Origin of the sequence: Sphingobacterium sp. UDSM-2020, assembly GCF_016132525.1 — a bacterium.
Taxonomy (GTDB): Bacteria; Bacteroidota; Bacteroidia; order Sphingobacteriales; family Sphingobacteriaceae; genus Sphingobacterium; species Sphingobacterium anhuiense.
In genome coordinates this window covers 3,144,915-3,169,210 of the sequence record NZ_CP066166.1, presented here as the reverse complement: position 1 = coordinate 3,169,210, position 24,296 = coordinate 3,144,915, and the positions used below count along the sequence as shown (strand labels likewise).

The window sequence follows — 24,296 nt, the reverse complement described above, 5'->3', positions numbered from 1 at the left end:
AAAATAATTATTTACATATGAAACAAAGAAAAATCGGAAGATTACCTTCCTCAATAGTTCTAGCTATCTTACAAGAAATATACGATAGCGTACCTCAGATTATGCAAGCCATCGCACCACTAGGCTGGAAACAGACACCCTATCACCAAGAGATGATCAGTTACCGCAAAATGCTGTATGATGATTATAAAGACATTAGTAGCTCTCATCCTGAGTCCAAAACTGTCGACCGTCCTAATCTAAAACAAGAGATACCCTGGTGTGATGACAATGATTGTCAGGATAGCAATAAAGAAGAACCAGCACATCATCATCATAGTCCATTTACTCCAGAACAAGAGATACGCTGGAATGAGGAAATTGATTTTGACAGTTACTTCCTGATTACTTTTCCCCCATTATATCACGATCATCTGGAGCTTTTTTATATCCTTGCAGGTCTCTTACTCGAGATAACAGCAGACTCAACACTGTACCGCCATCATCACAACTATACTTACTATTTCGATGAAATCCAGCTCGAAGAGCTCATTATCGAAATCGCCTGCCGTAATAAACAGATCGAAAGAGAAGAGGCGGATCTCATGCTTACCATATGCCCCTGCCCACCATTGGACGATCTGGATCTACTCCACTGTTTGGAAACTCTGTTTGTCATCTTAAAAAAACAAGGCTTTCATTTGAACTTCTGGGACTACGAATTGCTTTTAATCACCGACTTGCAGGAAAGCTATCAGCAGATCTTTTATCAAGACCTTCATTATGTAGAAAAAGAGCAGCAGCTCTGGCAAATACAATTGGATATCGAGCAGGTACTGGAAGGTTTTGACGATCCAGCTGTAGATCCGCTGCACTTGCCCAGCATCATTGCCCTCTACAACCGAAGAAAGATATCGCCGCTGGTATTGGCCTATCTCCATGTGTATGACCAATTCCCCCTTGGCTATCCCTATTGGCACGCAGATTATGAACCTTAAATGGAGTTATCAGATACTGCCTTATTCCACATCAAAAACTGCCTAACGGGGAGGTATGTCAAGGTCGTAATTTAGCATTATAATCAAAACACTTACGTTATGATGAAACATTTTTTTACAGTGAAGGCATCACTCTTCACTTTAATCTTGGCACTAGTTGCAGTCGGTACGATTGCAGCAGCTGCAGTGATGATAAAAAAAACACCTGTGGAAGTTATACCTTCCATCAAGCTTGAAAATGAGACTTGGTACTTTCAAGGGACAGACAGCCCGAGCAATGTAACCAATCCCAACCTCTACGCAGATTCGCCTCACCCTACAAAATCTTGTGGGGTGCCGCAAACCATCTGTTCCATAGATGCTCCGGAGGATCCGTTAAACCCAGGGCATCCGAAAATGGATGAGCTTGTTTCCGGCACCGAAACTGTAGCCAATAGAATCGAAGCTGCGCTTGCGAATAGTAAAACTGAAAACGAAACTGTAACCGCTTTCAGAGAATACTAGAAACAAGAAAACAATCAGATCTTTTATAATAATTTAAAAGGTCACTCAAAAATCAAAAAGACCAGAATTTTCATATTTCTGGTCTTTTTCCAATGCTTTCAGTTCTAAGAATCTTTAACTTATCGTTCGTTTTGAACTACTCCAGTCAGTTCAATCACCGGGAGTGGAATAGGATAAATGTATCTTTTATCATTTGGCACTAAACTGATCCGTTTTTTCTCTCCATTCACAATCGCCTCTCGCCAAAGCGTCGTCTGAAACTTTCCTTCTCGGTTAAGCCTTCTCAGGTCGCTCCAACGGGCACCACGAAAAAGAAGTTCCTTGCGCCTTTCCTCAAGAATAAAGGGTAATAAAAGTTCGCTACTTACTTCATCAATGAAAGCCACTTTCCCTAGACTGTACCTATTTTTCAATAATGTTTTCAACTCATTTTTAGCTTCCTGATAAGCTGCCCTTCTAACTAAACATTCCGCCTTGATCAAATAATTTTCTGATGTATTAATTCCCAAAAATGGGCAATTATTGATTCCTGAATACCATCCTTTAAAAGTTGCAGAGCCATCTGTGGAGAATTCAAAGAAAAATTTCCGTCGTAAATCATCTTGTTCATACAAATTTATCAAGGTACTATCAACATTGGTTGTATAGGAGATCAACATATCGGTCGATCCAGTATAAGCAAAATAAACGATTTCATCGTTTAACGTTTTAAAAGGTTGAGCCAAGCTGGAATTCAGCTTATTATAATCACTCAGGTACGAATAGTACGCCAGCGACTTTTCAGCAGATTCTTCAGCCATTTTAAAATTACCCATGATCAGATATACCTTAGCCAATAACCCTTCTACCGCTGGAAGAGCAGGCCTTGTTTTATATTCAACCTGTGTCGGTAAAAGGTCCTTTGCTGTGTTCAGATCTTCTATGATTCTTTGATAAGTCTGGGCGACTGTAGACCGAAACACCTTTTCATTGATATCTGAACTTAGTTTTAATGGAATACCTGGACCTTCATTTTCGGTAGCGGGGTCAAAGGTATCCATAAAGATCTGTGAAAATTGAAAAAATGCCAGACTTCGAATAAATAAAGCTTCTCCTTCCAATCTTTTGGCTTTGGCTTGATCATCTGAGCGGATTGACTTCAGTTTATCCAGTACAACATTAGCTGTCAGCACCTTCTTATAGGTCGATCCCCAATGTTGATTTATATTTGCATTGGTAATATCAAGGCCTCTGTCCCACGTGTACACCTGCTGGCTGAAGACCTCAAGTCCCTCAAACACGGATTGTTTCAGATAAAAATCATCTGTTCCCATTTCGATAAGTCCACTTGCCCCACCATTGAGCCCATATCCGTCCCAGAGCATAGCTTCAAGATCATCTAACGTAGCAGGAATTACTTTGGAAGTATCGGGTACAGCTTCAAGAAACTTATTACAGCTAAATATGAAAACTGTTATTCCAATAGCTAGTATGCATCTGAATATATAAATTTTATATCGTTTCATTATTTTTAAAATTGAAGATTAATACCACAGTTAATTGTTCTGGCATTTGGTAAGTACGTAAAATCTGGATCATAGCCCGATTTAGTGGCCGACCACAATAAACCTAGATTATTGGCTGTAACATATATTGTTGCTCTTTTTAAACGTAACCTTTCCAACATTTTTTGGTCTTGTACTGTATAGCCCAAGCGTACATTTTGGATACGCAAAAGATCTCCTTTTTCGACATTTGCTGACGAATATGAATAGAAATTATCTCTATTCTGATTTCCGGGATAGCTAAATGAGGGTACTGTTGTGGTCAGTTCATCTCCGATATGCTGCCATCGTTTCGCAAAATCTGCATGAGTTGTCCAATTATTCATCAGATCCATATAGCGGATCGTGGGCTTCATAAAATAAGATGAAAATTTGAATGAAAGTGTCCAGGAAAACTCAACTCCCTTCCACGAAAATGAATTGGTCCACGCCCCATGACCCAGCGGTAGCCCCGATCCATGATAGACAAGCTGCTCTACCGAATCTTTTAGCAACTGGGAATAATTGTCGCTAGGACCGTCGGCAGTAAAGCCCAATGGGTTACCATTTTTAGGATCTAAACCTTTAAAGCGGTAGGAAAATACCGGGTACATGACATAGCCCACAATGGGTGATATCGATCTGCCTCCTGAAGAAGCATAATTTAATCCTGTATATTTATTACCTTTGAATTTTTCGACCTTATCTTTTGTGTAGGATACAAACAGACTGCTGTTCCATTTAAATCCCTTATTTAAAATCAGTGCATTTAATTGCAGATCTATTCCCCGTCCTTTGATCGAAGCCACATTTCTATTAATAGAGGCGAAGCCTACGGTCGGATCTATCGGATCGGTGGAAATCAGATCAGTTGTATGCTTTCTATACAGATCGACAGATCCGGATAATCGATTTCTAAAAAAGCCAAAATCTACACCGACATTTAACTGGGCGACATCTTCCCATTTTAAGTTTGTATTGGGGGGTGAAATGATCCGTGCATACTGTTTTCCATAATAGGTGTCAGGTGCAGTAGCATACTGCAAGATAACATCTGTAAAAACCTGACCAGTCGAATTTCCACTATGACCGTAGGTCATTCTCAGTTTTAGGGCATTTACAAGATCACTGTTCTCAAACCATTTTTCCTGCTGCAGATTCCAGGCTGCTCCTGCCGACCAAAGCGGCTTCCATCTATTATTGGTGTTGACCCCAAAATAATTAGACGCATCCCGACGGGTAGAAAATGATAGGACATAACGACTTTTATAAGTGTAGCCGACATTCATATAAGCCGAGATGAATCGGTTCAGACCTTTTGAAAACCCATCTGTAAATGGTATAGTTGCGGCACTGGCCAGACCTCCATAGATAGGGAATCTGGTCAGATAATCAATCGGTGACTGCGTCAACCTGATACCATCATACCCATATAGACGGCGCGATTCCCCAGATGTCATATTATTTGTAACTTCTGCTCCCAGCAAGGCATTGATCTGATGATCCAATGCTATTATTTTATCTACATTTCCTTGTATCCTAAATTTGTGACTTGCTAATATATTGTTGCTTACGTTTGCTATGGCACCCTTAGGCAGATTATATCTCGGTATACCGCCCACGATCTGCGTATAACGATTAACCATATTTCGTACGTAAAAGGACTCTACATCATATTCTCCAAATATTCGGTTGGCCTGATGTTCATAATTGTACATCAGTGCAAACATAACACCATCAGTTGGCCGGATCTGAACAGTAGGTGAAAATGAGAGGTAACGGTTGCTCATTGTACTCCTGCTTTTACTGATATCAGTGAGTGGAGCATAATGCCAGTCCAACAATCGCCCACCACCAACAGTATCCACAAATGCCGCATTATACTGGTAAGGTATTGTTAAAGGGTTTCCGTGCGCATCGGCAAGCTGTGCATAAGGATAGAGCGATGCTTTTCCTCCCCCAACATTAATAGGGTAATTGGGAACACTTAGACTTGCTATACGGCCATTGTTATTGTAAGAAGAATTTAGCTCAAAACGAAACATTCGGTTCGGTTCATATTTGACAGATGAGATCACTGTCAACCGCTCTGATTTTTCACCCACCATATTTCCTTTATTGCTATCATAGCTCGCTGAGACCCGATATCCCAGGACGCCCATATTGGCACCTGTACTCAGATTATACTGCTGATTGACTCCTGTCCTGTAGAAGTACTTTTCATAATCATCACGATAATGCAGTCCTTCAAAAGACCGTATTTTCTCTTCGGCCTCGGCTGCTGTAATCAACTTTTGATCTACTTGATTCAATAAAGTGACAACTGGGGACATCACAAAAAGCCGTGCATTTGTACCTGTGAGAGATGGTTTATAAAAACCTTTATCATATAATAATCGTTCGGCTGCAATAAAATCTGTGCTCGACATTTCCTGCAGATACCTCAGATCTGGTTTGGCGGTGAAAGAAGTATTGGCTGTAAAACTCAGTTCGTTACGAGCCTTTGGTTTTTTCATATTAATCACCAGTACACCATTTCCTGCTCGTGCGCCCCATATTGACGTAGCGGCCGCATCTTTGAGCAAATTGACCGATTCAACATCATTAGGGTTGATATTGCTGATTTCACCGGTATATGGAAAATTGTCAACTATAATCAGCGGAGCGATTCCTCCAGATCCAAAACTGTTTATACCGCGAATATTCATAACACTGTTACCGGATCTTTTATCAAACTGTAGTCCCGGTGCTATTCCTTCCAGTCTATCCAGAATATTGGGAGCTATCCGCTCCTGCAGTTGTTTCTCTGTCACTATTGAATATGCTCCGGTGCTCCTTTCCTTGGGTAAGAAATGGTAACCTGTATTGACCTGTACCTCTTCCATTTCAATGCTTTTAGGCAACAATCGGATGATGATCTGGTTCCGGCCACCTATGGAAAGTGCCGCAAAAATTGAGGGCTCATACCCCAAGCGTGAACACTGTAAATTGCCTCTCGCCATTTCTACCGGGATCAATATAGATCCATTTTCACCCGTCTGTCCAACAGTTTCATGCAGACCATTTTTGATATTAACATGGGCAATAGGTTTTTGGGTCAGGCTATCCAGCACAATAATATTGACTTTTTGTTGCGCGGAGGAAATAGACGTTATCAAAGCCAGTATGCATAATAATGCTATCTGTTTCATAATTCGCCCCCTTCCATTTGTATGATCGTTTCTATTTGTGTTCGATTGATAAAATCAGCAGATAAAATGGCTTTTACCATACCACTCGGTTTTATCCAGACATAATGTGGCAGTATGTCTATCGGAAAAAGCTGGGCAAAGTACGAATCGTATATGATATTCGGCAACTTCATAGGCTGAGGCATGGCACGGTTACCATGCTTGAAAAACCGTTGAAACCGCTCATAATTGTGCCTTTTTTTCTGGCTGTTCACCGGTATGATGACGATCGAATCAAAAAACTCCTGCTGAAGGCTTTCCATTTTTGGAAATGTCAATATACAGGCGCCGCAGTCCAAGCTCCAAAAGTCGAGAATGATATGTTTGCCTTTATATGCGCTCATATCTCTTCTTATAGTATCCCCGTTTTGGTAAAACAAATGTTGCACACTCCAAAAGTCCTCGGGTACAAAATCACCCATTTGCAAATCCTTTGGAGACACCCCATCAGCCCCGCTGTCCCTACGGAGCGTCTGAGCTGATAAACTAAACATATGTAACAAAGCGATCCCGAGTAAAAGGATTGATTTGCTCTTACATAGCTTAGAGAGTACAGTGATTGGGTTGATAAATAAGAATGTCTCAGCAAGCCATAGTGCTTGCAATCGCATCTGTAAACGTTGTCGGATTGCTGTAGATTTTTGCTGTACAGCATAGTGGGGCAGCCCTTTAAAATAGGCAAGTTCTCTCCCACCCTTGTAAAAATTGTTCATTCTTAAAGGTTTTTAGGGCTGTGACCTAGTAACAAAAGATTACCTTGCAGATACTTACAAACGCATCCACCGATTCCTAAGCCAAACTTGGGTCACAAATAAAAAATAAGATTAATTGATTTAGAATGCATTTTACGTCTACTTTTCTATCATAATTGGTCTAATATGACGCATTCTATTGGGAAAGTCATCTTGATAACTTTAAACCTCAGAGCTACTCTGCGGGTTTAATGATGTTCTTGAAGATTTGTTTTTCATTCATTGCCTCTTTGGTTATAATAGGCTTATAGATTTACTAATCTTATGTGTGAGGTAATCATCAAAAAAGAGATGGGGCTTACCTTATTCCCCCAGAAGGCCGTAGGAAGCCGGAGAAGAGAACAAGAGAAAGCACCCATCTCTCTTCGCAAAGATAAGAGAATGGGGCTTTGACTCCTGATCTTGTTCCTCCTGAAAATTTCCTACGTTTTCTGGACAAGATTAGCATCAATAGCCAAATAATTATTAAGATAACAGCTTGTTACCTCATTTTCTATAAACAAAAATACAAATAATATTACAAAATTCAAAATTTACCTCAAGGTGTTTCTTTATATCAAATGGGTTATTTGCGGTATGGTACAACTATCATTTACTGCAACATATATAATAAATAAAATAAAGTTTTTAAGATTTGTTTTAGGAATATCAGCAGAACAACTTTCAGCTAATATTTCAATGTCTGATTCTTATATTAGTAGTGTTGAGAGCATGGCAAACAAAAGCCAATACCCACATGCAATCTTAATTAAAATTGCGGACGTTTTAGGTTGCACAGTACGTGACTTTTATCCACCTGACGAAATTCTACTGGAAAATGACGGTGAATATATAACCAAAACCATTATTAGTTTATCCAATCTAGAAGATGTAAAGAAGGTTCTTACTGGATTGATAGATGATGGATATTTTTCAAAATCAAGGGCATTTGAGGACATAACTAAATACCTACACATTAATGGTAAACCTGAATCAACGGTAGTGAAGAAAGGTCTGGAATGGACCATTGAAAACGGTTTATTGACAATGAATGATGGCAAGTTTATTGCTGGATGAGGGGTTGTAGGAATGAATTAAATATAAAGAATACTACTATCTTTGTATTGACCCTATCATTAAATTATTTTTTTGGGGTAATATAGAACATAGTGTATTATTAATTCTTATAATCTTTGGGTAACAAGAAGCAAATAACCAAGAAAACCAGTCCCATAGTCACCATGTTGCGGACAGATTATGAAATTCTAGTTCATACATATAACCTTTTCAAGCGATCGAATCTGGATGAAGAAGATGTTTCCTTTCTCTTGGGCAAACCCAATTCTTATTACTTTGATCTATTAGATCCCACAGAAAAGAAAAAACTTAAACACGAATATATTCCATTATTTGTACCAATTTTTGGAGTTTCATTAGATGCCATACTTCCAGAAACTAACAATGCTGATGAGGAAGTAAAAATTAAAGCGAATTCTAAATTCAATAAAAAGTCTATTATCTATAAGCATGAAGTGACTTATGCGGATGGTACTGTGAGTGACGAAATCGAATGGAGTAGAAAACTACAAAAGGGTGAACGCAGTATTGAAAATAAAAGACTGACTACTTATATAAATTTCCTCGTTGATGAAGGCTATTTCTTGAAGCCGCGAACTGCTCTTTACCTATTTATACATATAAAAGCATATTATCGTTTTGAATATACCGTGAAAGATATCCGAGTTTCATTAGCTAAACTATTACGGAGTGATTTGGAGAAAGCACCAGTGTTAGGACGTAAAATCGTAAATGCTAGGTATACTTATTGTAGGGTTTAGTAATGATAAAATATTAAACTGCTCGCTGATAAAGTTGAGCAAAATTGATTGATTCTTATGTTAAAAAAAACGAGCGATCAAATTTAATGACCGCTCGTTTTTTTATCAATTTTCTACTTTTGAACTCTCCAGTTTATTGGGAGGAGGTCAGTCAGATAGTAACTGTTCTCCTGTATGACTTTAGCTGTTCTTTGGGTCAAATCTGCCGCATCAACTTTTTTAAAACGATGAAAACTGAAATGGTCTACCATAGAAATTTTCTAGATCAGAAGTCCGCAAAACTGTAGATATTCGGATATATCGAAAGGTTTTATAACACAAAATGAACACATTCTACCGTGGGGGTACAAAACTCCTAAACAGATCGAAGACATGCTGTTGGAAAAAGAAAAATTAGCAGCATAAAAATGTCTCCTATTTTAAGTTGCAATTCCATAACAAGACTGATACACAATCAATAGACAAACAGTATTTCTTGGGTGTAAATTTGCCGAATCCCGAAATCATTGAACATGCTTGTCTGATCTACGACAATCGTAACTAGCTCCACCATCCCTCTACCTTTCCGGCCAAATAAAATATTGTCCCAAAAGTAGAAAAAATAGATAAAACAATATACATTACTGAAAACCTATAATACATATTTCTAACATTTTCACTTAATAAAAAACTGTTATTGTTTATCTTTTCATAATTTGTATATTTATAATACCTTATATATAAAGGAAAGAAAACCAACAATGTACCAATTACCAACCAATAGAGATGATATTCATAAGAGTTATGATGAAAAATTTTTATCTGATCTATAACTAGAGACAAAAGTGTTATATTAAGATTAAAAACTAGAGTTAATAAAATTAACCCACTAAATTGAAACATATTTGGTTCTCTTTTTCTATAAAAATCACAACACACTATATATAAAAAATCTAAAAACATCATATTATCTATATTTATTTACTAATTCATCATAACGTTGTCCAATATCTTTACCATCATAAAGTATAGAACCTGAATTTAACAAAAAATATCCCGCTGCTACACCAGTACCATATCCAGAAACAGCCAAACCGGACATCGTTGCATCTAAAATATTTGATGTCGTAAATCCATTTACTTGCATATCACGTCCTGCTAAAGGAATACTACCAGTCTCAAGCAAATTGAGGTTGCCGACCATATCGGCGTTGATAAGTCCGCCTACAGTAAGATTGAGAAAGGAACCAGAAGTCTGACCGTGGATGAACTTCAAAAAATGGCGCAGCTCTTTAACCTGACCACCGACCAGATTATTAACTATGACGGCAAGATGCCCAAAGAAGTAATTATTGAGGATAAAACAGCCGTTGAGCAAATGAGGCTCATACAACAGCTTGAAGAAGAGGACAGGCAAACTATTTTTCGCCTAATTGATAAAATGCTGACCAATAAAAAATTTAAAGATTTCTTCGCTAAAAATGCAGCTACTTTATAAAATAACAAAAGCCACCTAATCGGTGGCTTTGTTGTTATACATCAATTGAAAGATATTTCTGCAATTTTTTTGGTGGGTCTTTTAATACGATATGTTTTCTAATGTAATTGCTAATGATTGAATGAAATTCTGTTGTGGCAATTTCAAAATCTTTTACTGTTGTCAATATTACGACTGGTGAAAATGAAGCACTAATTTTTAATTGATTAACTTCTTTTGAAAAATTTATTGTTTCAGCATTTTCGGTGAACTCAAAACATTCTTTAGATTTATCATTAATCGTTATATTCTTCGCAATCGCTTTTAAGCAATAAGCAAAATCCAATAGGGGTATCCATTCCCAATCCATTTCAATCATTGCATTCGAAGAAATTAAAGAAACATTTCCCAATAAAAAACTATAGCTAATTTCTTCATCAGATATGTTTTCAATCTCTCCTACAAATTCATCTATGATTTTATATTCTATCTGTAACATTTGAATGTCTTTTAATAAGGAAACGCAGTTATGACATTTCCATTTGAACCAATTACAACCCTTAAATTTGAGGCAGGAGCTCCGCCTGATGTAGTTCCTATAACTCTGTCAAAATTATATTCAGCAATAGTCCCTGCTCTACCTCCAGTATTAGCACGGAAAACACCTTGTGTTGTAGTAGTATTAATCATACCCTTTAAACCCGCCCCTGTTGTTCCTTCTGCAAACTTTCCTGCACCTTTAGCACTACTCGTAAACCAATGGCGAACAACTATATGGTCTAAACCTTTTTGGGTTAAATTAGCTGCTCCTGGTTTCAATAGTACCTGTGTACCCGTCTTAGCGGCAAGTTTGAATTGACTTCCAAACGGAATGAATCCTGCTGCTGACATTAACATACCGCTCCGACTGCCTTTGATGATATTAGCTCCTAAAGAAATAAGATCACCTAACTGGGCCGCTAATGGAATTTCAGATGCTCCCAGAACATCTCCAAAAGTCTCCCATTCATCAGCTGTTTGAGGGCCTAAAGACGGACTATAAGCATTCCTGCCGTAATTACTCCGATTTGCAACATATGCCCGATATCTAGCGGCGGCTTGTTCGGCTCTTCGTCTTTCTTCAAGCTCTGCTTTAGAAACTGTAGAAGATCCCCTACCACTGTAAGCCTCCTGCATGCCATTATTGAAGTTCGCCTCCCGACGTGCCCTATCACCAGCAGCTCTTCCTGCTTCCATAGCAGATACATAAGCCATGCTATTATCTCCACCAGCCACTACTTCAGGTATACTGAGCCACCAAGTAATACCAGCCGTATCCAAACCCAAAGGATCTATATACAGCATGGGATTGCCCATCGCGTAATGATAGGGACTCAGATCATAATGGTTTTCTGCTAAAGGGTCCGGAACATTCCAACGCCCTATAGCAGGATTCCCGATATATCGGGACAGGCAACAAACCTTGCTCCATAACCAAACGAAGTGAGCTCATGAGTACCTTAACAAAAAATTAAAGAACGAATAATCGTACTGGCCGGACTCTTCCTGAAGCTCTTTTCCGTTATAGTTGCAAAAAAAATATCTAATGCACCTACTGCCAAATCAAAATTTGTAGCTAAAGTTTTAATATTAAACAAAGCATTCAAGATCCATTTTTTCTATCTGCCAATAATTCTTCGAGTGGTAAAACTAGAAAAAAAATTACAACCACATTACGTACAAAATTTTGTTTATTTACCTATAATTAATTACACTTTATGTAAAAAACAGAAAGTATTTCAAACATTATCCATATTCTCACCTGTAATCAACTTATAATATTCCCATCTATCTTTTATTTGCCTTTCTAAAGTGTCGATATATGAATTTAATGCAAACATTTGTATCACCACAGGAGTTCCATAATTACTAAGATTCATCTTTAATGAACGCTTGTTTATAAAACTTTTTTTCTCATGAACAAAACTATCCGGATCTTTAAGAAATATTAAAATTGAATTACCAGCATTAACTACATTGGTAACCTCACTCCATTTAACTTCACCAGCTTCACCACCAGCAGATGAATTATCAACGAAACCATGGTCATTAATAATTAAAGCAATTTTCCTAAAAAACAAAACTCTAAAAGAAAGTAAAAACATCATACCAAAGCATAACAAGCACATTAAGCCAACAAATCTAATAGTCCATGGACTTGATATAACCCAATACTGGGTTAATACATCTGAATATATTAGCATAAATAATCCTAATAGGATAAATGAAATGAAGATAGCAAATAATGCACATTTTCTTTTCTTATTAAATGTCACAACAATTTCTTTCATAAGTTATTCATAAATTTTATCTACAATCCATCCTCCACTCAACCCTCCAATGTAAGCACCACCCACTCCTCCGGCCAGAGCTCCTGCTGCAGTTCCAATAAAAGGAACAAAACTTCCCGCAATTCCACCCACAGTTGCCCCTATTTTAGCGCCTGTTGAAGCTGCTACCGTGCTTGTTGTAGCTTTCATCAAGGAAATTTTTGTCTTATTTCCAAAATGCCCCTCGTCAGCCCAAGTGCTTACAACTGTTGCTGCACTTATAGTAAGCCCTAAGCTTCCAGACCCTTTAATTAAGCTAGAATTTTTAGTAGCAGTCAAAAGCGACTTAGAATAAACTTTAAAACCATAGGCTGCGCTGGGTTTAATTGTCCCAAGATAATGCTTATAATGAGCCCCTTCCAATAAACCAGAAGTAGCATCGCTAATTTTTCCTGCCAAATCAAGTTTGTCTAATGCTGTTTTCATCCCATAATTGTGCCTCTTAGCATCATACTCAATTCTACGAAGACGATCTTCTTCTGCTTTTCTTTTGGCCAATAGCTCTTCTGGTGTAAGAGGGCGTTTATTACTACCATTGGAATTAATCGAGTTAAATGCTTCAGAAAAATCACTGTCCCTTTTTGCTTTATTTTTCAAAAATTCATATGCAGATTGAGCTTTAAATAGTCCGTCACCATTATATATATATCCATACACTTGAGCTGTATCCAAACCCAAAGGATCTATATACAGCATGGGATTGCCCATCACGTAATGATAAGGACTCAGATCATAATGGTTTTCTGCTAAAGGATCGGGAACATTCCAACGCCCTATAGCAGGATCGTAAAATCTTGCTCCATAATCGTATTGACCCAGCTCTTCCTGAAGCTCTTTTCCGTTATAAAGATAATTGTTTTTATCACCGGATACAAATGCAAGATCAGCACCGGGCATAACCATTCCAAATGGATAGTAACTGTTCTCCTGTATGACTTTAGCTGTTCTTTGGGTCAAATCTGCCGGGTCTGCTGTAATGGTCGCCCTAACATTGCCCAGATGATCGGTCAAATCGTATTCATAATTGATGCTTCATGTGAGATTATTGGGAAATATGAACGCAATGAAAATTTACCGTCCATTGAGATGGTCGCCAAAATGGCTAAGGCTTTTGTTGTAACGGTGGATTTTCTGATTGGGGAAGGCGAAAACGCTTCTTACGCCAAAGAAACTGTAGAAAGTATAAACGACATATAAAAAATGGATGCAAAGACCAAAAGCGTCCTGTTCAATGCTATTGATACCTACATCCAAAATTTTAAAACTAAAAAAGCTTTCGCTAAATAATCAAAGCCACCTATAAGATGGCTTTGTTATTATTGATATTCTACTGTAAAAACTAGGTCGTTTAAATCATCATCAGCGTAACCATCATTGCAGTTGTAAGTTCTTATACCGCTTTTTTCTTCAATGTACATAGCACCGCTATTATGCCAATAGTGGGTAGTTCCGTCTTCAGTCTGCCAGACATTGTAGGTAACAAGTACTTTATCTTTTGATTTAACCAACAACTGTAACTCCTTAGGTGCTGTATCTTCCCAAAGGATAATTTTCATAGGCAATTTTTGACCGTTAACTTCAAACTCTCCTTTAGTTTGAAATACAATTCCTTGTTTCCATTTACTATCTGTTGATAAGAAACTCACTTTTAAGGTTACCTTACTTGATGGCAAGCTAATCCTATCAACCATTTTCAATTCTTTGCCTTGATAGGTGATTGGCTGCCCTTTAGATTCTATAAAAAATTTCTCAAATTCCATAAATAAAACTTTTACCTTCTAAATGGGTCTAATGCTCGATGTTCATCTGGCCAAAACTTCATAACGTCGAATAGCCCACCATTTCTTTGTGGAACAATATGGTGATGTAATTCCATACTCTCCATTAACCCTGTATTCGGATTTAACCTTTGAGTGGCTAACCCCTTGTGCATTCGTAGTAAATTGGATTCAGAATAAGTACTACCATTAAGGAGGGCTTCATTTTTCCAAAACCTTTGTCTTACAGTACTCCACACAGGTACATTCCCTTTTGCGGTTAAATTTATTATTGGCTGTCCTACCTTCCATCCCGTCTTAGCGGCCTATCTTGTCATAAAGAGGTCCTATACCATTACTATCGAAGTAATATTCCTCATCATTGGCATTATCCATTTGGCCTATGAAATAATTAAAATTATGCCTATCACAGAAATTATTAGCCCACGTTTTTAAATGATCAACTTTCAACTTATAATTATTTCCATCTAAATCTTTAATATCAAAATAAAATAACAGGTCAAAGTCATCGTCGTTTCGTCCTATGTTGACAAACACATTTTTAACATCTCTTCCATTTACATTCAACTTGTCAGTAGTAATTACTAGATCTACATAACTGTTTAAATTGAAGATTTTAATGATCGTTTCTAGTTCATAGGAAGATGAAAGTTCAGGAAGGTTAAACCTTATTTCTTTGGCTCCAAATAATAACTCCGATAAAAAGCTAATATTCAAAGTTGAAAATACACCCTTAAAAATTATTTCAATTAATGTTGATGTTACCATATCAAATTGATTAATCTAAAAATCCTTTAAACATCCAATTGTCCTGCAATCTTATACCCCTTCCATCTGGCAGTCTTTTCTCTAAAAATCCCCCAACTTTCTGAAACGATCCTGGAGCTTTCCAAATTTCTTGAAATGTTTTATACCCAGATTCATTAAAAGTAGCTGGATTCAATTTGGCTCCTTGAGAAATTGCATCTCCCCAAGAACCTCCTCTACCAAAATGCTTTTGAAATTGATATCCAACTTCTGTAAATCCTCTTTTACCAATTCTATCAGCCAAAGCTGACCTCACGGCTGAGGAAGTCATACTATATCCCGTCTTAGCGGCAAGTTTGAATTGACTTCCAAACGGAATGAATCCTGCTGCTGACATTAACATACCGCTCCGACTGCCTTTGATGATATTAGCTCCTAAAGAAATAAGATCACCTAACTGGGCCGCTAATGGAATTTCAGATGCTCCCAGAACATCTCCAAAAGTCTCCCATTCATCAGCTGTTTGAGGGCCTAAAGACGGACTATAAGCATTCCTGCCGTAATTACTCCGATTTGCAACATATGCCCGATATCTAGCGGCGGCTTGTTCGGCTCTTCGTCTTTCTTCAAGCTCTGCTTTAGAAACTGTAGAAGATCCCCTACCACTGTAAGCCTCCTGCATGCCATTATTGAAGTTCGCCTCCCGACGTGCCCTATCACCAGCAGCTCTTCCTGCTTCCATAGCAGATACATAAGCCATGCTATTATCTCCACCAGCCACTACTTCAGGTATACTGAGCCACCAAGTAATACCAGCCGTATCCAGTCCCAAAGGATCTATATACAGCATGGGATTGCCCATCACGTAATGATAGGGACTCAGATCATAATGGTTTTCTGCTAACGGGTCCGGAACATTCCATCGTGCTATCGCAGGATTCCCGATATATCGGTACAGGCAACAAACCTTGCTCCATAACCGAACGAAGTGAGCTCATGAGTGCCTTAACAAAAAATTAAAGAACGAATAATCGTATTGACCCAGCTCTTCCTGAAGCTCTTTTCCGTTATAAAGATAATTGTTTTTATCTCCGGATACAAATGCAAGATCAGCACCAGGCATAACCATTCCAAATGGATAGTAACTGTTCTCCTGTATGACTTTGGCAGTTCTTTGGGTAACATCTGCCGCATCAACTTTTTTAAACCGCTGAAAACTGAAATGGTCTACCATAGAAATTTTCTAGATCAGCAGTCCGCAAAACTGTAGATATTCGGATATATCGAAAGGTTTTATAACACAAAATGAACACATTCTACCGTAGGGCTACAAAACTCCTAAACAGATCGAAGACATGCTGTTGGAAAAAGAAAAATTAGCAGCATAAAAAAGTCTCCTATTTTAAGTTGCAATTCCATAACAAGATTGACACACAATCAATAGACAAACAGTATTTCTTGGGTGTAAATTTGCCGAATCCCGAAATCATTGAACATGCTTGTCTGATCTACGGCAATCGTAACTGGCTCCACCATCCATTAACTTTACCACCGCAATATATAGCAAATGCAAACGTTGAGCAAACAGAAAAAAGAAATATACAAGACTGCAAACCTATAATATCTATTTCTAACATTTTCACTTAATAAAAAACTGTTATTGTTTATCTTTTCATAATTCGTAAAAAATATTCTTTACGTTTTTTAGCCACTAAATGTAATATTGACGATAGTAATATCTCGAAAATCGAAAACGGTAAATTTGACATTCAGCTATCAACAATAATTGAACTAGCAAAAGGTTTGGGTGAACATCCTTCGCGTTTATTAGAATATGATTTTGGTCCGGATTTTCCTGAGAAAGAGTAATTAAAATCTTAAGAGATCCAGTTCTGTTTCAAGAATTTTAGAGAAGATTACGAGGGATTGACGCTAGAAAAGCGGGAAGCATTAAAAAAACCGTAAAAATTCGACCGTTTCAGTCAAAAAAATCAAATAAATACAATATTACTTTGAGTAAACTTTTGAGATTTTAAGTATGAAAATATAAAAAGTTTTTAAATAAAAGAGAGGGATCGAGATTTATTTGATCCCTATCTTTATTATCAATTTTATACTTTTGAACATTCCCACTTTTTGTAGGATTAATCACATTTCATTTACCTACTTCTTCATTCCCGATAAATCGGAATAGGAAACTAATCTACCCCCCATAATCTTACTACCTAGTCAAAATTTACCCCTACCATTCCTATTTCACTAAAAAGAAAGTAACATTTTGGTGGCTTTTATGTCTGTTTCAGCAGATCGTAGATGAATTAAAACTTCGTCTTCATCAGTTTTAACCTCCACTAAATATTTTCCTGAAAAGGGGCTAATCCCGCCATCAATGACTAGGGTATCTTTAATAAAATACCAAGACCCCAGTCCCAAACGGTCTTTACTAGTACGAGCAAATGAACATTCGCCATTTTTATGAAATGACATCATATTAGCTTCAAGAGTGTGCAGAATATCTTCGGAATCATGGTTCATAGATTGTATAATCCAGTTCCCTCGAAGAGTTTCTTTTACTGGATTTCTACAAGAAATCACTAATATTAACGACAATAGTAAAATAAAAAATTTATCGTTTGATTTTTTTATCATCATAGTTTTTAGATATTTCTTTTAATACTCTAATAGCTGAATCCATAATTTCTGTGTTATGAGTAGTATTCTCACCTTGAAGAATTATATTTAATATATCGGATAGATTTTCATTATTCAAATATTCTTTAGGTATCATTCCCTTACAAATAGCGTCGTTTAAATCTCCCACCGCACGTGTCAAGATCTTAGAAGAGGAATGCTCCAAAATTAAATCCTTATCATGGGATACCATTAACTCCGCCACCATATCTAGTCCAGAATTTAACAAATTAAGGACCATAGCACCACCGTGCGCAGCCGTAGCCCCCTTTCCCATACCAGATATCGTTCGATCTTTTAATCTTCTATCAACAGTGCCATCTTTCTTACGCCCCTTTTCGATCTGTATGATTGAAGAATTATAAGAAGGGTCTGTAGCTCCTACTGTATTATCAAAACTGGATAAAGGTATTTCTTTATTTTGGCTCAATGATTTAAAATCTAAATTAGCCAGTGTTGTGTTTATCCCAACCTCACCTGTTTTCCAATAACGAGGATTCTCATTCATTTGTCGAAGTCTATTTGCAGTAACATTATGCAGATTAGATTTTTTTAAGCTTACGATAAGTTCTATTTTAAATTATAGGGAATCAAATAACAAGACAAGCATAAAAAGAAAGAAGAACTAAAAATATTGATCCGACTGTCAACCAACTATACTTATGTCTAACATTCTTTGAACAATTCTCATACTTTTTAAAGTATATTAAATATTTATCACCTCTAAAAATAAATACATAATATATTGCACCAGATAAAATTGCACATCCAAATAAAAGTAATATCGAGATCTCAAAATTTAATAGCATTAGTAAAGAAAAGAAAAATAAACCTAATCCTCCCCACAAAATTCCTCCAGCAGCTTGAATACTTAAGCCAAATTGTTTATCTCCCCATACTTTATTAATTTCATCATGAATATCAATTCCTAATTCTTCGTAGCGCTTTCTTTGAAAAGGAAGTTTATGGATAAGATTTACAGGATTGAACCTCTCAGTAATTAAGTGAAGTTTATTAATCATTCTATAAAGAACGAAATGTATAATATTTAAATAATTTTCCATTTTATCTGCCATGATAATAATCAACTACTGACCCTCCAGCACTTCCAGCAATTTTCCCGCCATAGTACCCTCCTCCAAGTCCTCCAATAACACCACCAATTACAAATCCAGGAACAGATCCAACACCATAAAACCAAACACCTATCGCTGCGCCTGCAGCGGCTCCCACTTTGGCACCTGCCCATCCACCTACAACTACTCCTGCTGTTGATGCAGCCGCCTTTTGCGCATTATATTCAATTTGTCCTCCGTCCATTTGATAGCCTCTATAAGGTTCTACTCCGCCAATAATTACAGAAGTTGCAAGTGCTGCGCTCTCTGCAAACTTATAAATACCTGCAGCTTTTAATGCTCCTAAACGACTACCTGTAAACTTATTAGCACCTCGACCAGTGTAAAGTTATAATATTTTCCATTGTTGCCAAGCCAATAATTATTACCAGGAACAGTGGCTTTTTCAAATGCTCCATATACCCCACCTCCAATATCCAAAGCCTCCTTTGAGTTTTCTTATTGTCCAACCATTTTTTCTCATCAAAACTTGAACTAGAGACATTGCGGATAGCCAAAAATGATTCGCCATTGGAAATGGATGTTCTATTACCAAAAGACATTCCTCCAGTATAAAAAGCCCGCAAATCTTTCGTAGCGTCATTTCCTGTATTATTGGTTTGAAAAGAATTGAGCATTTGGAATGTTTTGCCAAATGTCATTGGCGCTAGATTTAAATCCCAAAGGAATGGAGTAGCACCCAGTCCAATCTTTCCAGTACCAGTGGTTGTGAATTTTTTAAGTTCTAGATTTAGTGATGCTCGATCCGAAAATACCAAGGAATCTAGGATTTTGATAGGCTGATCATTTTCTATAATTTGTACCCTTTTTACCGCGTCAGCAGGAAGATTATTGTTGATCATGCCGTATCTACCTTCCATCTCAATGCCAGGTAGTTTTTTGATAATATCTGCTATGACCCGATCTTGTTTACTTGTAAAAGCATCCATCGTATAATTAATGGTGTCTTTTCGACGATAGATCGGGATGTCGGCGACTTTAACTTCTTGCAATTGTCGGGTTTGCGGTGTCAATTGGTAAGAATAAGTCGCCGTTCGATTAGCCACTCCGACAGACTTTTTGGCATAACTCATATGCTGAAAATCCAATTGCACACTATCCACATCGGTTATTTTGACTGTTAGACTGTATAATCCATTTTGATCGGATCTTCCAAATCCCAATAATGCAACAGTTCCTACTTTTTTGTAAGAAACAGTTACATTAGGTATAGGTTTATGCTGATTGTCAACTAATTTGCCTGAAATGGTCGTTTGGGGAAATAAATTAGTATAATAGCAGAGGATGAATAAAAATGCGATTAAGTATTTTGACATAGTTTTTTACTGTCTTGATAACGTGTGTTTTAAAAAACAATATATTTTGTATTAATAGCATCTACCGGATTAATTCAATTGGATTATTATATGTCTTACTTTTTTCTTTTCTTCTTTCTATAGCTTGTTGTCTTTCATCTGCTGACCTAAAAGTAATTTCTCCACGAGCTTCAGAATCTTGTACGTTATTTTCAAATAATTGACGCTGTAAGCTATGGAATTCTTTTTTATTCATATATTTCGCTTTTTCTAAAAAATTTGAATTAAAGGAATTATGATTCGAGTGGATTAGCCTCAGAAGAGAAAATTTCCAAGTGCCTTTTTCGTCTGATATCTCAAAAATAAGTCCTGGAAGCCCTGAAAACTTATAAGGACCATCATTGATTGGGATCTCTTTGTTAAAATAGGCTATCCATTTTCTCTTACTGTAATTTAGTGTTGCTTTCTGGAGAGTGATGCCATTCCTAACAATTGTATCAGTTGTTATCTTCCAATCCTGCTGATTTACATGTTCATCGTAATAACAATAATCTTGAAAAATAGCCCTTAAAGGGGAATAATAACGAATATCACCTGTGTTATAATTTTTATTAATAATATAATTTAATTCATGTTCATCACGAGGGCTATATCGATTTCGAGTGGGTAATTGATAATACTGTAATGTGTCAAATACACCTCTCGAAAGCGTTCTAAACCAGGATTCATTGGGATAGATGAGTAATTCGGTCATCAGTGTTCTCTTACTATTAGGATTAAGACTATCTCGCAACAATTCTAACTTATAAGTTGCCTGCATCACATCTGTATTAGCTTTTTCTTGCGCTTGTAGATGAGAAAAAGACAAACAAAATAGTAAAATGTTTAAAAATAGAAATATTCTCATATTAATTATGTTTTTTTTAATTCTTTGAATATATCCCGATTCATTTGAATCGGGATGTATCTTTTATTTAACACTTGCTGTCACATAATCCTACCATTTGATCTGATGTTAACCCGGCGCAACTTACAGATATATTGTAATATGAACCATCAGTCCCTATACATTCACAAGTAAAAGAGCAATTTGATCCTCCAGTTGGCAATGGAATTGTCCCAGTAGTTCCTCCACCATACCCACCAAGCACATTTTTCAATTGTTCACGAGACAAGGCTGCTGTCTCATTCAGATTCAAGTTTTTTAATGAAATCTTTTTCAGAACTTTGTTTTTTATTTTAACAAATCTTGCTATTCACTATTTCCCGAATAGCATGGTAATGTCTTTTACAGGTAGCCTTCTGTTTGCCTGAGTACATTTCGAACTGGCTCAGGCATTCTTATTCTAGAAAAAATTAATGAGATCCTTTATGCTATAATGATCAGGCAATTCTTTACCGTTAATAAATACTGTTGGAGTTGCCCGAATCTTCATATCATCACACCACTTTCGCATAGCAACTATTTTATCCCTTTGAAGTTTCAGTTCTCCATTCATCGGATATTTTGAAGCAAATGTTACATAATCCTTATTCGTGAACATGTACCAAGCATCCAATGCTTCGTTTACCTTAGATCTTCCATACTTTTCTTGAATAGCTAACAAATGCTGTACTGGAGCAGTTTTAGCATCATGCTCATCTCCAGAAGCTGTAAAAATTATCCGAACGCTAACATCTTTATTTTTTTTTCACAATCTCCTCTAAATCAGGGTGTGCTTTAGCACACGGGCCGCAAAATGGATTACATACTTTAATAATCTCTATACTGGCATGCTCATCTCCAATCAATATCCCTAAATCGTCAATAGCAATTGTAACAGGATTAATATTTTGGAGCAATGAATTAAAAATGGATGTATTGTAACGTAATTTCATCCATTTACTTCTATATTCCTTACTATCATTTGCTCTCTTAATAACTGGAATTACAAAGTAAACGAGCAACATAGTGGCTAATCCTAAGAATAAAACTACAAATACATGATGTGCTTTTGTTTGTAAAAAATCAATTGAATGATATTGAAAATAAATAGTGGAGATTAATAATTTAATTATATATAAAATTGATTAAAATATTAATAGATGTGTAAAACTATCGCTCTATCCAATTGTTATCCTTTTTACGAGCATTAGCGTAGTTTTTTTTCATATTAACATTATTGACGTCACCTTTCATTCGAAGATTAAGTGTACCAGTAACCTCTTGAATATCTATCATATTATCCAACATCTCTTTCCTCAGTTTAAGAAAGTCTGCACGCGCAATTTCCTTTGGTTCTGGTAAATATGATAAGTTAATTTTTATATCTCCTCCTATCTTTTCTATGGTTGAAAGTATAAAAGACCATGAATTTGTTACATCATTCATTTTTACGATTAAACCCGGTAATCCAGCGAATTTGTAAGGACCATCACTAATCGGGATATTTGGATCAAACCAAGCTGTCCACTTTCTATTCCCAAATTCAATTTCAGCTTTCTGACATAAATGATTTCCAATCGTCATCGTATCGCTCGATAATTGCCAGTTTTCCTTATTTAACATAGGTTCATCATAATAAAACACACTTTTATCTTTCAGAATATCTTCATAAAATGTCAGCTTGTTCGTGTTATAATCCTTAATAATGTCAATTGGATAGGGTGTATAATTCGACGACTTTTTTCTTTCTATTCCATGATATCTGATAGAATCAAACTGTGCATGATTACTCATCTGAAACAAAGATCTCCCTTCGTTAATAATTAATTGTGCTTCTTCTCGTATCTTATGAGACTCTGTCGTGTCACGTTGATAAGCAGCAAGGTAAATAATCTTATAATTTTGGGCAAAGCTTTTTGTAGCAATGAATAACCCTAACACTGCCATGATGATCAATGGGCTGATTTTACATTTGTATATCATAATTATTATTTCCCTTATTCCTAATCTTTGTAAAATTTAAAATAAAACAGAAGCCTTGCCTTATTGCAAAGGCTTCATAAACTGGTTCCCTTTACGGACGGCCATGCTTACAACATCATATTCAGCTAAAACATCTTTTAAAGAAAGTAATGATGGATACTCAACATGAGATTCTAAGAGATTTTGAAGGTTTGATTTATTGTACTTAACCTTTGCACTGTCTAGTACAAAGGCACAAGCAGAATAAAGATAACTATTGCTTTTACCTGTCAGAAAATCAAATTTACCCATAAATAAGATATTTGGTTAATTAGAATACTATTATATGCTACATAAAAAGACTTCTAAATTTAAGTTTATACTCTAAGATAATTAACAGTTATCAAAAATTAAAACATTAAATCAAATCAATCGATTGCGTAATTTTTAATAAAATAGAAACAAATGCAAGCATGACTCCATTAGTTAGCAAACCTAGTTTAAGCATAAACTTAAAAAACAATCACACAGATAGGAATTTCCAAATAGACTCTAAGTATACAATAACATTCAAAGCTTAATGTGAAGCTAGTAATCATTTCACATCGTTAAAATAATAATCGATCGATTTTTCCATTTTAATGACGAAAACATCATTTAATATATACGCTATCAAACCATTCAAATAAAATCATAAATATACTCAATACTGCATCTCGAAATGAATTACTGTTTCACTCCGACCGATAATACGTACGAATTATTACATCTAAGGAGATTTTTAAGGATAAATATTCAGCTCTAACACATTCAGAAATTTTTGCATTGGCTATTACCTACTAGTCAATGAATAACATAATAGATCTAAATAAACGAAATCCAGAAGTTTGAATTTACTTTCGGGTCATAAACCTTGATTTACAGAATACGATGATAACAAAACGCATTCGATATGCAAATGCTAAAAATTATTTAGGCCTAATCCTGCGCTGATATGTACTTGCTGAAGGTAAGAATATTGTAGTTACTGTAAATTGAAAAAGGAAGATAATTGAAAGAATTTAACTTATATTGATTGAGATAGAGGAATTTAAACTCGATCAAGCAAATGAAGTTTATGAGCATATAAGAAGT

29 protein-coding genes are annotated in these 24,296 nt (G+C 36.3%); 7 read left to right on the top strand and 22 right to left on the bottom strand.

Annotated features, from left to right (window positions below; all coding sequences use genetic code 11):
* Window positions 1-17: 17 nt before the first annotated feature.
* Both JAZ75_RS13420 and JAZ75_RS13415 read left to right on the top strand, forming a co-directional pair.
* Entirely contained in the window at window positions 18-977 is a 960-nt protein-coding gene (locus JAZ75_RS13420) for a hypothetical protein (RefSeq protein WP_208695995.1), read from the top strand.
* 99 nt (window positions 978-1,076) lie between these two features.
* The gene (locus JAZ75_RS13415; protein WP_208695989.1) at window positions 1,077-1,481 is read left to right on the top strand and encodes a hypothetical protein; all 405 of its coding nucleotides are present in this window, start codon (window positions 1,077-1,079) and stop codon (window positions 1,479-1,481) included.
* Window positions 1,482-1,600: 119 nt separating this feature from the next.
* Here JAZ75_RS13415 and JAZ75_RS13410 read toward each other — a convergent pair whose 3' ends face one another.
* Genes JAZ75_RS13410 through JAZ75_RS13400 form a run of 3 tightly spaced genes read right to left on the bottom strand, consistent with a single transcriptional unit; the run spans window position 1,601 to window position 6,728 of the window.
* Window positions 1,601-2,986, bottom strand: a complete 1,386-nt coding sequence (locus tag JAZ75_RS13410; protein WP_208695987.1) for a RagB/SusD family nutrient uptake outer membrane protein — start codon at window positions 2,984-2,986, stop codon at window positions 1,601-1,603.
* Window positions 2,987-2,991: 5 nt separating this feature from the next.
* Window positions 2,992-6,195, bottom strand: a complete 3,204-nt coding sequence (locus JAZ75_RS13405) for a SusC/RagA family TonB-linked outer membrane protein (RefSeq protein WP_208695985.1) — start codon at window positions 6,193-6,195, stop codon at window positions 2,992-2,994.
* Entirely contained in the window at window positions 6,192-6,728 is a 537-nt protein-coding gene (locus tag JAZ75_RS13400; protein WP_208695983.1) for a TlpA family protein disulfide reductase, read from the bottom strand. The genes JAZ75_RS13405 and JAZ75_RS13400 overlap by 4 nt, the downstream gene beginning before the upstream one ends.
* Window positions 6,729-7,562: 834 nt before the next feature.
* On the opposite strand from JAZ75_RS13400, the gene JAZ75_RS13395 reads away from it, so the two are divergent.
* Together JAZ75_RS13395 and JAZ75_RS13390 are read left to right on the top strand one after the other, a co-directional pair.
* Window positions 7,563-8,042 (top strand): helix-turn-helix domain-containing protein, encoded by a 480-nt coding sequence (locus JAZ75_RS13395; protein ID WP_208695981.1) that lies wholly within the window; start codon window positions 7,563-7,565, stop codon window positions 8,040-8,042.
* Between the two features lie 116 nt (window positions 8,043-8,158).
* Window positions 8,159-8,803 carry a hypothetical protein gene (locus JAZ75_RS13390; protein WP_208695979.1) on the top strand — a complete coding sequence of 215 codons (645 nt, stop codon included), beginning with the start codon at window positions 8,159-8,161 and terminating at the stop codon, window positions 8,801-8,803.
* 946 nt (window positions 8,804-9,749) lie between these two features.
* Here the strand turns inward: JAZ75_RS13390 and JAZ75_RS13385 are convergent.
* Entirely contained in the window at window positions 9,750-10,058 is a 309-nt protein-coding gene (locus JAZ75_RS13385; protein WP_208695978.1) for a hypothetical protein, read from the bottom strand.
* On the opposite strand from JAZ75_RS13385, the gene JAZ75_RS13380 reads away from it, so the two are divergent.
* Entirely contained in the window at window positions 9,969-10,280 is a 312-nt protein-coding gene (locus JAZ75_RS13380) for a helix-turn-helix domain-containing protein (RefSeq protein WP_208702464.1), read from the top strand. The two genes, JAZ75_RS13385 and JAZ75_RS13380, sit on opposite strands and share 90 nt — an antisense overlap.
* 34 nt (window positions 10,281-10,314) lie before the next feature.
* Here JAZ75_RS13380 and JAZ75_RS13375 read toward each other — a convergent pair whose 3' ends face one another.
* The 4 genes from JAZ75_RS13375 to JAZ75_RS13360 form a co-directional block, all read right to left on the bottom strand.
* A complete protein-coding gene (locus tag JAZ75_RS13375) occupies window positions 10,315-10,758 on the bottom strand; it encodes a hypothetical protein (protein WP_208695976.1) in 444 nt (147 codons plus the stop codon).
* 11 nt (window positions 10,759-10,769) lie between these two features.
* Complete coding sequence (locus tag JAZ75_RS13370) at window positions 10,770-11,615, bottom strand: hypothetical protein (protein WP_208695974.1); 846 nt, start codon at window positions 11,613-11,615, stop codon at window positions 10,770-10,772.
* A gap of 422 nt (window positions 11,616-12,037) precedes the next feature.
* Window positions 12,038-12,589 carry an STM3941 family protein gene (locus JAZ75_RS13365; RefSeq protein ID WP_208695972.1) on the bottom strand — a complete coding sequence of 184 codons (552 nt, stop codon included), beginning with the start codon at window positions 12,587-12,589 and terminating at the stop codon, window positions 12,038-12,040.
* 3 nt (window positions 12,590-12,592) lie between these two features.
* On the bottom strand, window positions 12,593-13,639 hold the full coding sequence (locus JAZ75_RS13360) for an RHS repeat domain-containing protein (protein WP_232789193.1): 1,047 nt from the start codon (window positions 13,637-13,639) through the stop codon (window positions 12,593-12,595).
* Here JAZ75_RS13360 and JAZ75_RS13355 point away from each other — a divergent pair.
* Window positions 13,628-13,825, top strand: coding sequence for a helix-turn-helix domain-containing protein (locus JAZ75_RS13355; RefSeq protein ID WP_208695970.1), 198 nt, complete (start codon window positions 13,628-13,630; stop codon window positions 13,823-13,825). The two genes, JAZ75_RS13360 and JAZ75_RS13355, sit on opposite strands and share 12 nt — an antisense overlap.
* 119 nt (window positions 13,826-13,944) lie before the next feature.
* Here the strand turns inward: JAZ75_RS13355 and JAZ75_RS13350 are convergent, their stop codons facing one another.
* From JAZ75_RS13350 to JAZ75_RS13335, 4 genes are all read right to left on the bottom strand, one after another.
* Complete coding sequence (locus JAZ75_RS13350; RefSeq protein WP_208695968.1) at window positions 13,945-14,388, bottom strand: hypothetical protein; 444 nt, start codon at window positions 14,386-14,388, stop codon at window positions 13,945-13,947.
* Window positions 14,389-14,703: 315 nt separating this feature from the next.
* Window positions 14,704-15,174, bottom strand: coding sequence for a hypothetical protein (locus JAZ75_RS13345; protein WP_208695967.1), 471 nt, complete (start codon window positions 15,172-15,174; stop codon window positions 14,704-14,706).
* Between the two features lie 10 nt (window positions 15,175-15,184).
* Window positions 15,185-16,003 (bottom strand): hypothetical protein, encoded by an 819-nt coding sequence (locus JAZ75_RS13340; protein WP_208695965.1) that lies wholly within the window; start codon window positions 16,001-16,003, stop codon window positions 15,185-15,187.
* Window positions 16,004-16,147: 144 nt separating this feature from the next.
* Complete coding sequence (locus JAZ75_RS13335) at window positions 16,148-16,387, bottom strand: hypothetical protein (protein WP_208695963.1); 240 nt, start codon at window positions 16,385-16,387, stop codon at window positions 16,148-16,150.
* Window positions 16,388-16,812: 425 nt separating this feature from the next.
* Between JAZ75_RS13335 and JAZ75_RS26205 the strand changes: the two genes are divergently transcribed.
* Window positions 16,813-17,022, top strand: coding sequence for a helix-turn-helix domain-containing protein (locus tag JAZ75_RS26205; protein ID WP_208702460.1), 210 nt, complete (start codon window positions 16,813-16,815; stop codon window positions 17,020-17,022).
* A gap of 390 nt (window positions 17,023-17,412) precedes the next feature.
* Here JAZ75_RS26205 and JAZ75_RS13325 read toward each other — a convergent pair whose 3' ends face one another.
* From JAZ75_RS13325 to JAZ75_RS13280, 10 genes are all read right to left on the bottom strand, one after another.
* Window positions 17,413-17,805, bottom strand: coding sequence for a hypothetical protein (locus JAZ75_RS13325; protein ID WP_208695961.1), 393 nt, complete (start codon window positions 17,803-17,805; stop codon window positions 17,413-17,415).
* Window positions 17,780-18,352, bottom strand: coding sequence for a hypothetical protein (locus JAZ75_RS13320; RefSeq protein WP_208695959.1), 573 nt, complete (start codon window positions 18,350-18,352; stop codon window positions 17,780-17,782). The genes JAZ75_RS13325 and JAZ75_RS13320 overlap by 26 nt, the downstream gene beginning before the upstream one ends.
* 82 nt (window positions 18,353-18,434) lie before the next feature.
* On the bottom strand, window positions 18,435-18,920 hold the full coding sequence (locus JAZ75_RS13315; protein ID WP_232789192.1) for a hypothetical protein: 486 nt from the start codon (window positions 18,918-18,920) through the stop codon (window positions 18,435-18,437).
* The gene (locus tag JAZ75_RS13310; protein ID WP_208695957.1) at window positions 18,910-19,164 is read right to left on the bottom strand and encodes a hypothetical protein; all 255 of its coding nucleotides are present in this window, start codon (window positions 19,162-19,164) and stop codon (window positions 18,910-18,912) included. The genes JAZ75_RS13315 and JAZ75_RS13310 overlap by 11 nt, the downstream gene beginning before the upstream one ends.
* A gap of 121 nt (window positions 19,165-19,285) precedes the next feature.
* Window positions 19,286-20,296 (bottom strand): hypothetical protein, encoded by a 1,011-nt coding sequence (locus JAZ75_RS13305; RefSeq protein WP_208695955.1) that lies wholly within the window; start codon window positions 20,294-20,296, stop codon window positions 19,286-19,288.
* A 61-nt stretch (window positions 20,297-20,357) separates the two neighbouring features.
* Window positions 20,358-21,182 (bottom strand): GLPGLI family protein, encoded by an 825-nt coding sequence (locus JAZ75_RS13300; RefSeq protein ID WP_208695953.1) that lies wholly within the window; start codon window positions 21,180-21,182, stop codon window positions 20,358-20,360.
* 439 nt (window positions 21,183-21,621) lie between these two features.
* Window positions 21,622-21,882 carry a DsbA family protein gene (locus tag JAZ75_RS13295; RefSeq protein WP_208695951.1) on the bottom strand — a complete coding sequence of 87 codons (261 nt, stop codon included), beginning with the start codon at window positions 21,880-21,882 and terminating at the stop codon, window positions 21,622-21,624.
* 73 nt (window positions 21,883-21,955) lie between these two features.
* Window positions 21,956-22,153 (bottom strand): hypothetical protein, encoded by a 198-nt coding sequence (locus JAZ75_RS13290; protein WP_208695949.1) that lies wholly within the window; start codon window positions 22,151-22,153, stop codon window positions 21,956-21,958.
* A 217-nt stretch (window positions 22,154-22,370) separates the two neighbouring features.
* On the bottom strand, window positions 22,371-23,183 hold the full coding sequence (locus tag JAZ75_RS13285) for a GLPGLI family protein (protein ID WP_208695947.1): 813 nt from the start codon (window positions 23,181-23,183) through the stop codon (window positions 22,371-22,373).
* A 60-nt stretch (window positions 23,184-23,243) separates the two neighbouring features.
* Entirely contained in the window at window positions 23,244-23,474 is a 231-nt protein-coding gene (locus JAZ75_RS13280; protein ID WP_208695945.1) for a hypothetical protein, read from the bottom strand.
* Window positions 23,475-24,296: the final 822 nt, after the last annotated feature.

Bases quoted from the DNA above. Each gene is read 5' to 3' on its own strand.
- JAZ75_RS13420 (WP_208695995.1), top strand. From the start codon at position 18: ATGAAACAAAGAAAAATCGGAAGATTACCTTCCTCAATAGTTCTAGCT.
- JAZ75_RS13415 (WP_208695989.1), top strand. From the start codon at position 1,077: ATGATGAAACATTTTTTTACAGTGAAGGCATCACTCTTCACTTTAATC.
- JAZ75_RS13410 (WP_208695987.1), bottom strand. From the start codon at position 2,986: ATGAAACGATATAAAATTTATATATTCAGATGCATACTAGCTATTGGA.
- JAZ75_RS13405 (WP_208695985.1), bottom strand. From the start codon at position 6,195: ATGAAACAGATAGCATTATTATGCATACTGGCTTTGATAACGTCTATT.
- JAZ75_RS13400 (WP_208695983.1), bottom strand. From the start codon at position 6,728: ATGTTTAGTTTATCAGCTCAGACGCTCCGTAGGGACAGCGGGGCTGAT.
- JAZ75_RS13395 (WP_208695981.1), top strand. From the start codon at position 7,563: ATGGTACAACTATCATTTACTGCAACATATATAATAAATAAAATAAAG.
- JAZ75_RS13375 (WP_208695976.1), bottom strand. From the start codon at position 10,758: ATGTTACAGATAGAATATAAAATCATAGATGAATTTGTAGGAGAGATT.
- JAZ75_RS13370 (WP_208695974.1), bottom strand. From the start codon at position 11,615: ATGGGCAATCCCATGCTGTATATAGATCCTTTGGGTTTGGATACGGCT.
- JAZ75_RS13365 (WP_208695972.1), bottom strand. From the start codon at position 12,589: ATGAAAGAAATTGTTGTGACATTTAATAAGAAAAGAAAATGTGCATTA.
- JAZ75_RS13355 (WP_208695970.1), top strand. From the start codon at position 13,628: ATGATCGGTCAAATCGTATTCATAATTGATGCTTCATGTGAGATTATT.
- JAZ75_RS13350 (WP_208695968.1), bottom strand. From the start codon at position 14,388: ATGGAATTTGAGAAATTTTTTATAGAATCTAAAGGGCAGCCAATCACC.
- JAZ75_RS13345 (WP_208695967.1), bottom strand. From the start codon at position 15,174: ATGGTAACATCAACATTAATTGAAATAATTTTTAAGGGTGTATTTTCA.
- JAZ75_RS13340 (WP_208695965.1), bottom strand. From the start codon at position 16,003: ATGCTGTATATAGATCCTTTGGGACTGGATACGGCTGGTATTACTTGG.
- JAZ75_RS13335 (WP_208695963.1), bottom strand. From the start codon at position 16,387: ATGGTAGACCATTTCAGTTTTCAGCGGTTTAAAAAAGTTGATGCGGCA.
- JAZ75_RS13325 (WP_208695961.1), bottom strand. From the start codon at position 17,805: ATGATGATAAAAAAATCAAACGATAAATTTTTTATTTTACTATTGTCG.
- JAZ75_RS13320 (WP_208695959.1), bottom strand. From the start codon at position 18,352: ATGAATGAGAATCCTCGTTATTGGAAAACAGGTGAGGTTGGGATAAAC.
- JAZ75_RS13315 (WP_232789192.1), bottom strand. From the start codon at position 18,920: ATGGCAGATAAAATGGAAAATTATTTAAATATTATACATTTCGTTCTT.
- JAZ75_RS13310 (WP_208695957.1), bottom strand. From the start codon at position 19,164: ATGGACGGAGGACAAATTGAATATAATGCGCAAAAGGCGGCTGCATCA.
- JAZ75_RS13305 (WP_208695955.1), bottom strand. From the start codon at position 20,296: ATGTCAAAATACTTAATCGCATTTTTATTCATCCTCTGCTATTATACT.
- JAZ75_RS13300 (WP_208695953.1), bottom strand. From the start codon at position 21,182: ATGAGAATATTTCTATTTTTAAACATTTTACTATTTTGTTTGTCTTTT.
- JAZ75_RS13290 (WP_208695949.1), bottom strand. From the start codon at position 22,153: ATGAAATTACGTTACAATACATCCATTTTTAATTCATTGCTCCAAAAT.
- JAZ75_RS13285 (WP_208695947.1), bottom strand. From the start codon at position 23,183: ATGATATACAAATGTAAAATCAGCCCATTGATCATCATGGCAGTGTTA.
- JAZ75_RS13280 (WP_208695945.1), bottom strand. From the start codon at position 23,474: ATGGGTAAATTTGATTTTCTGACAGGTAAAAGCAATAGTTATCTTTAT.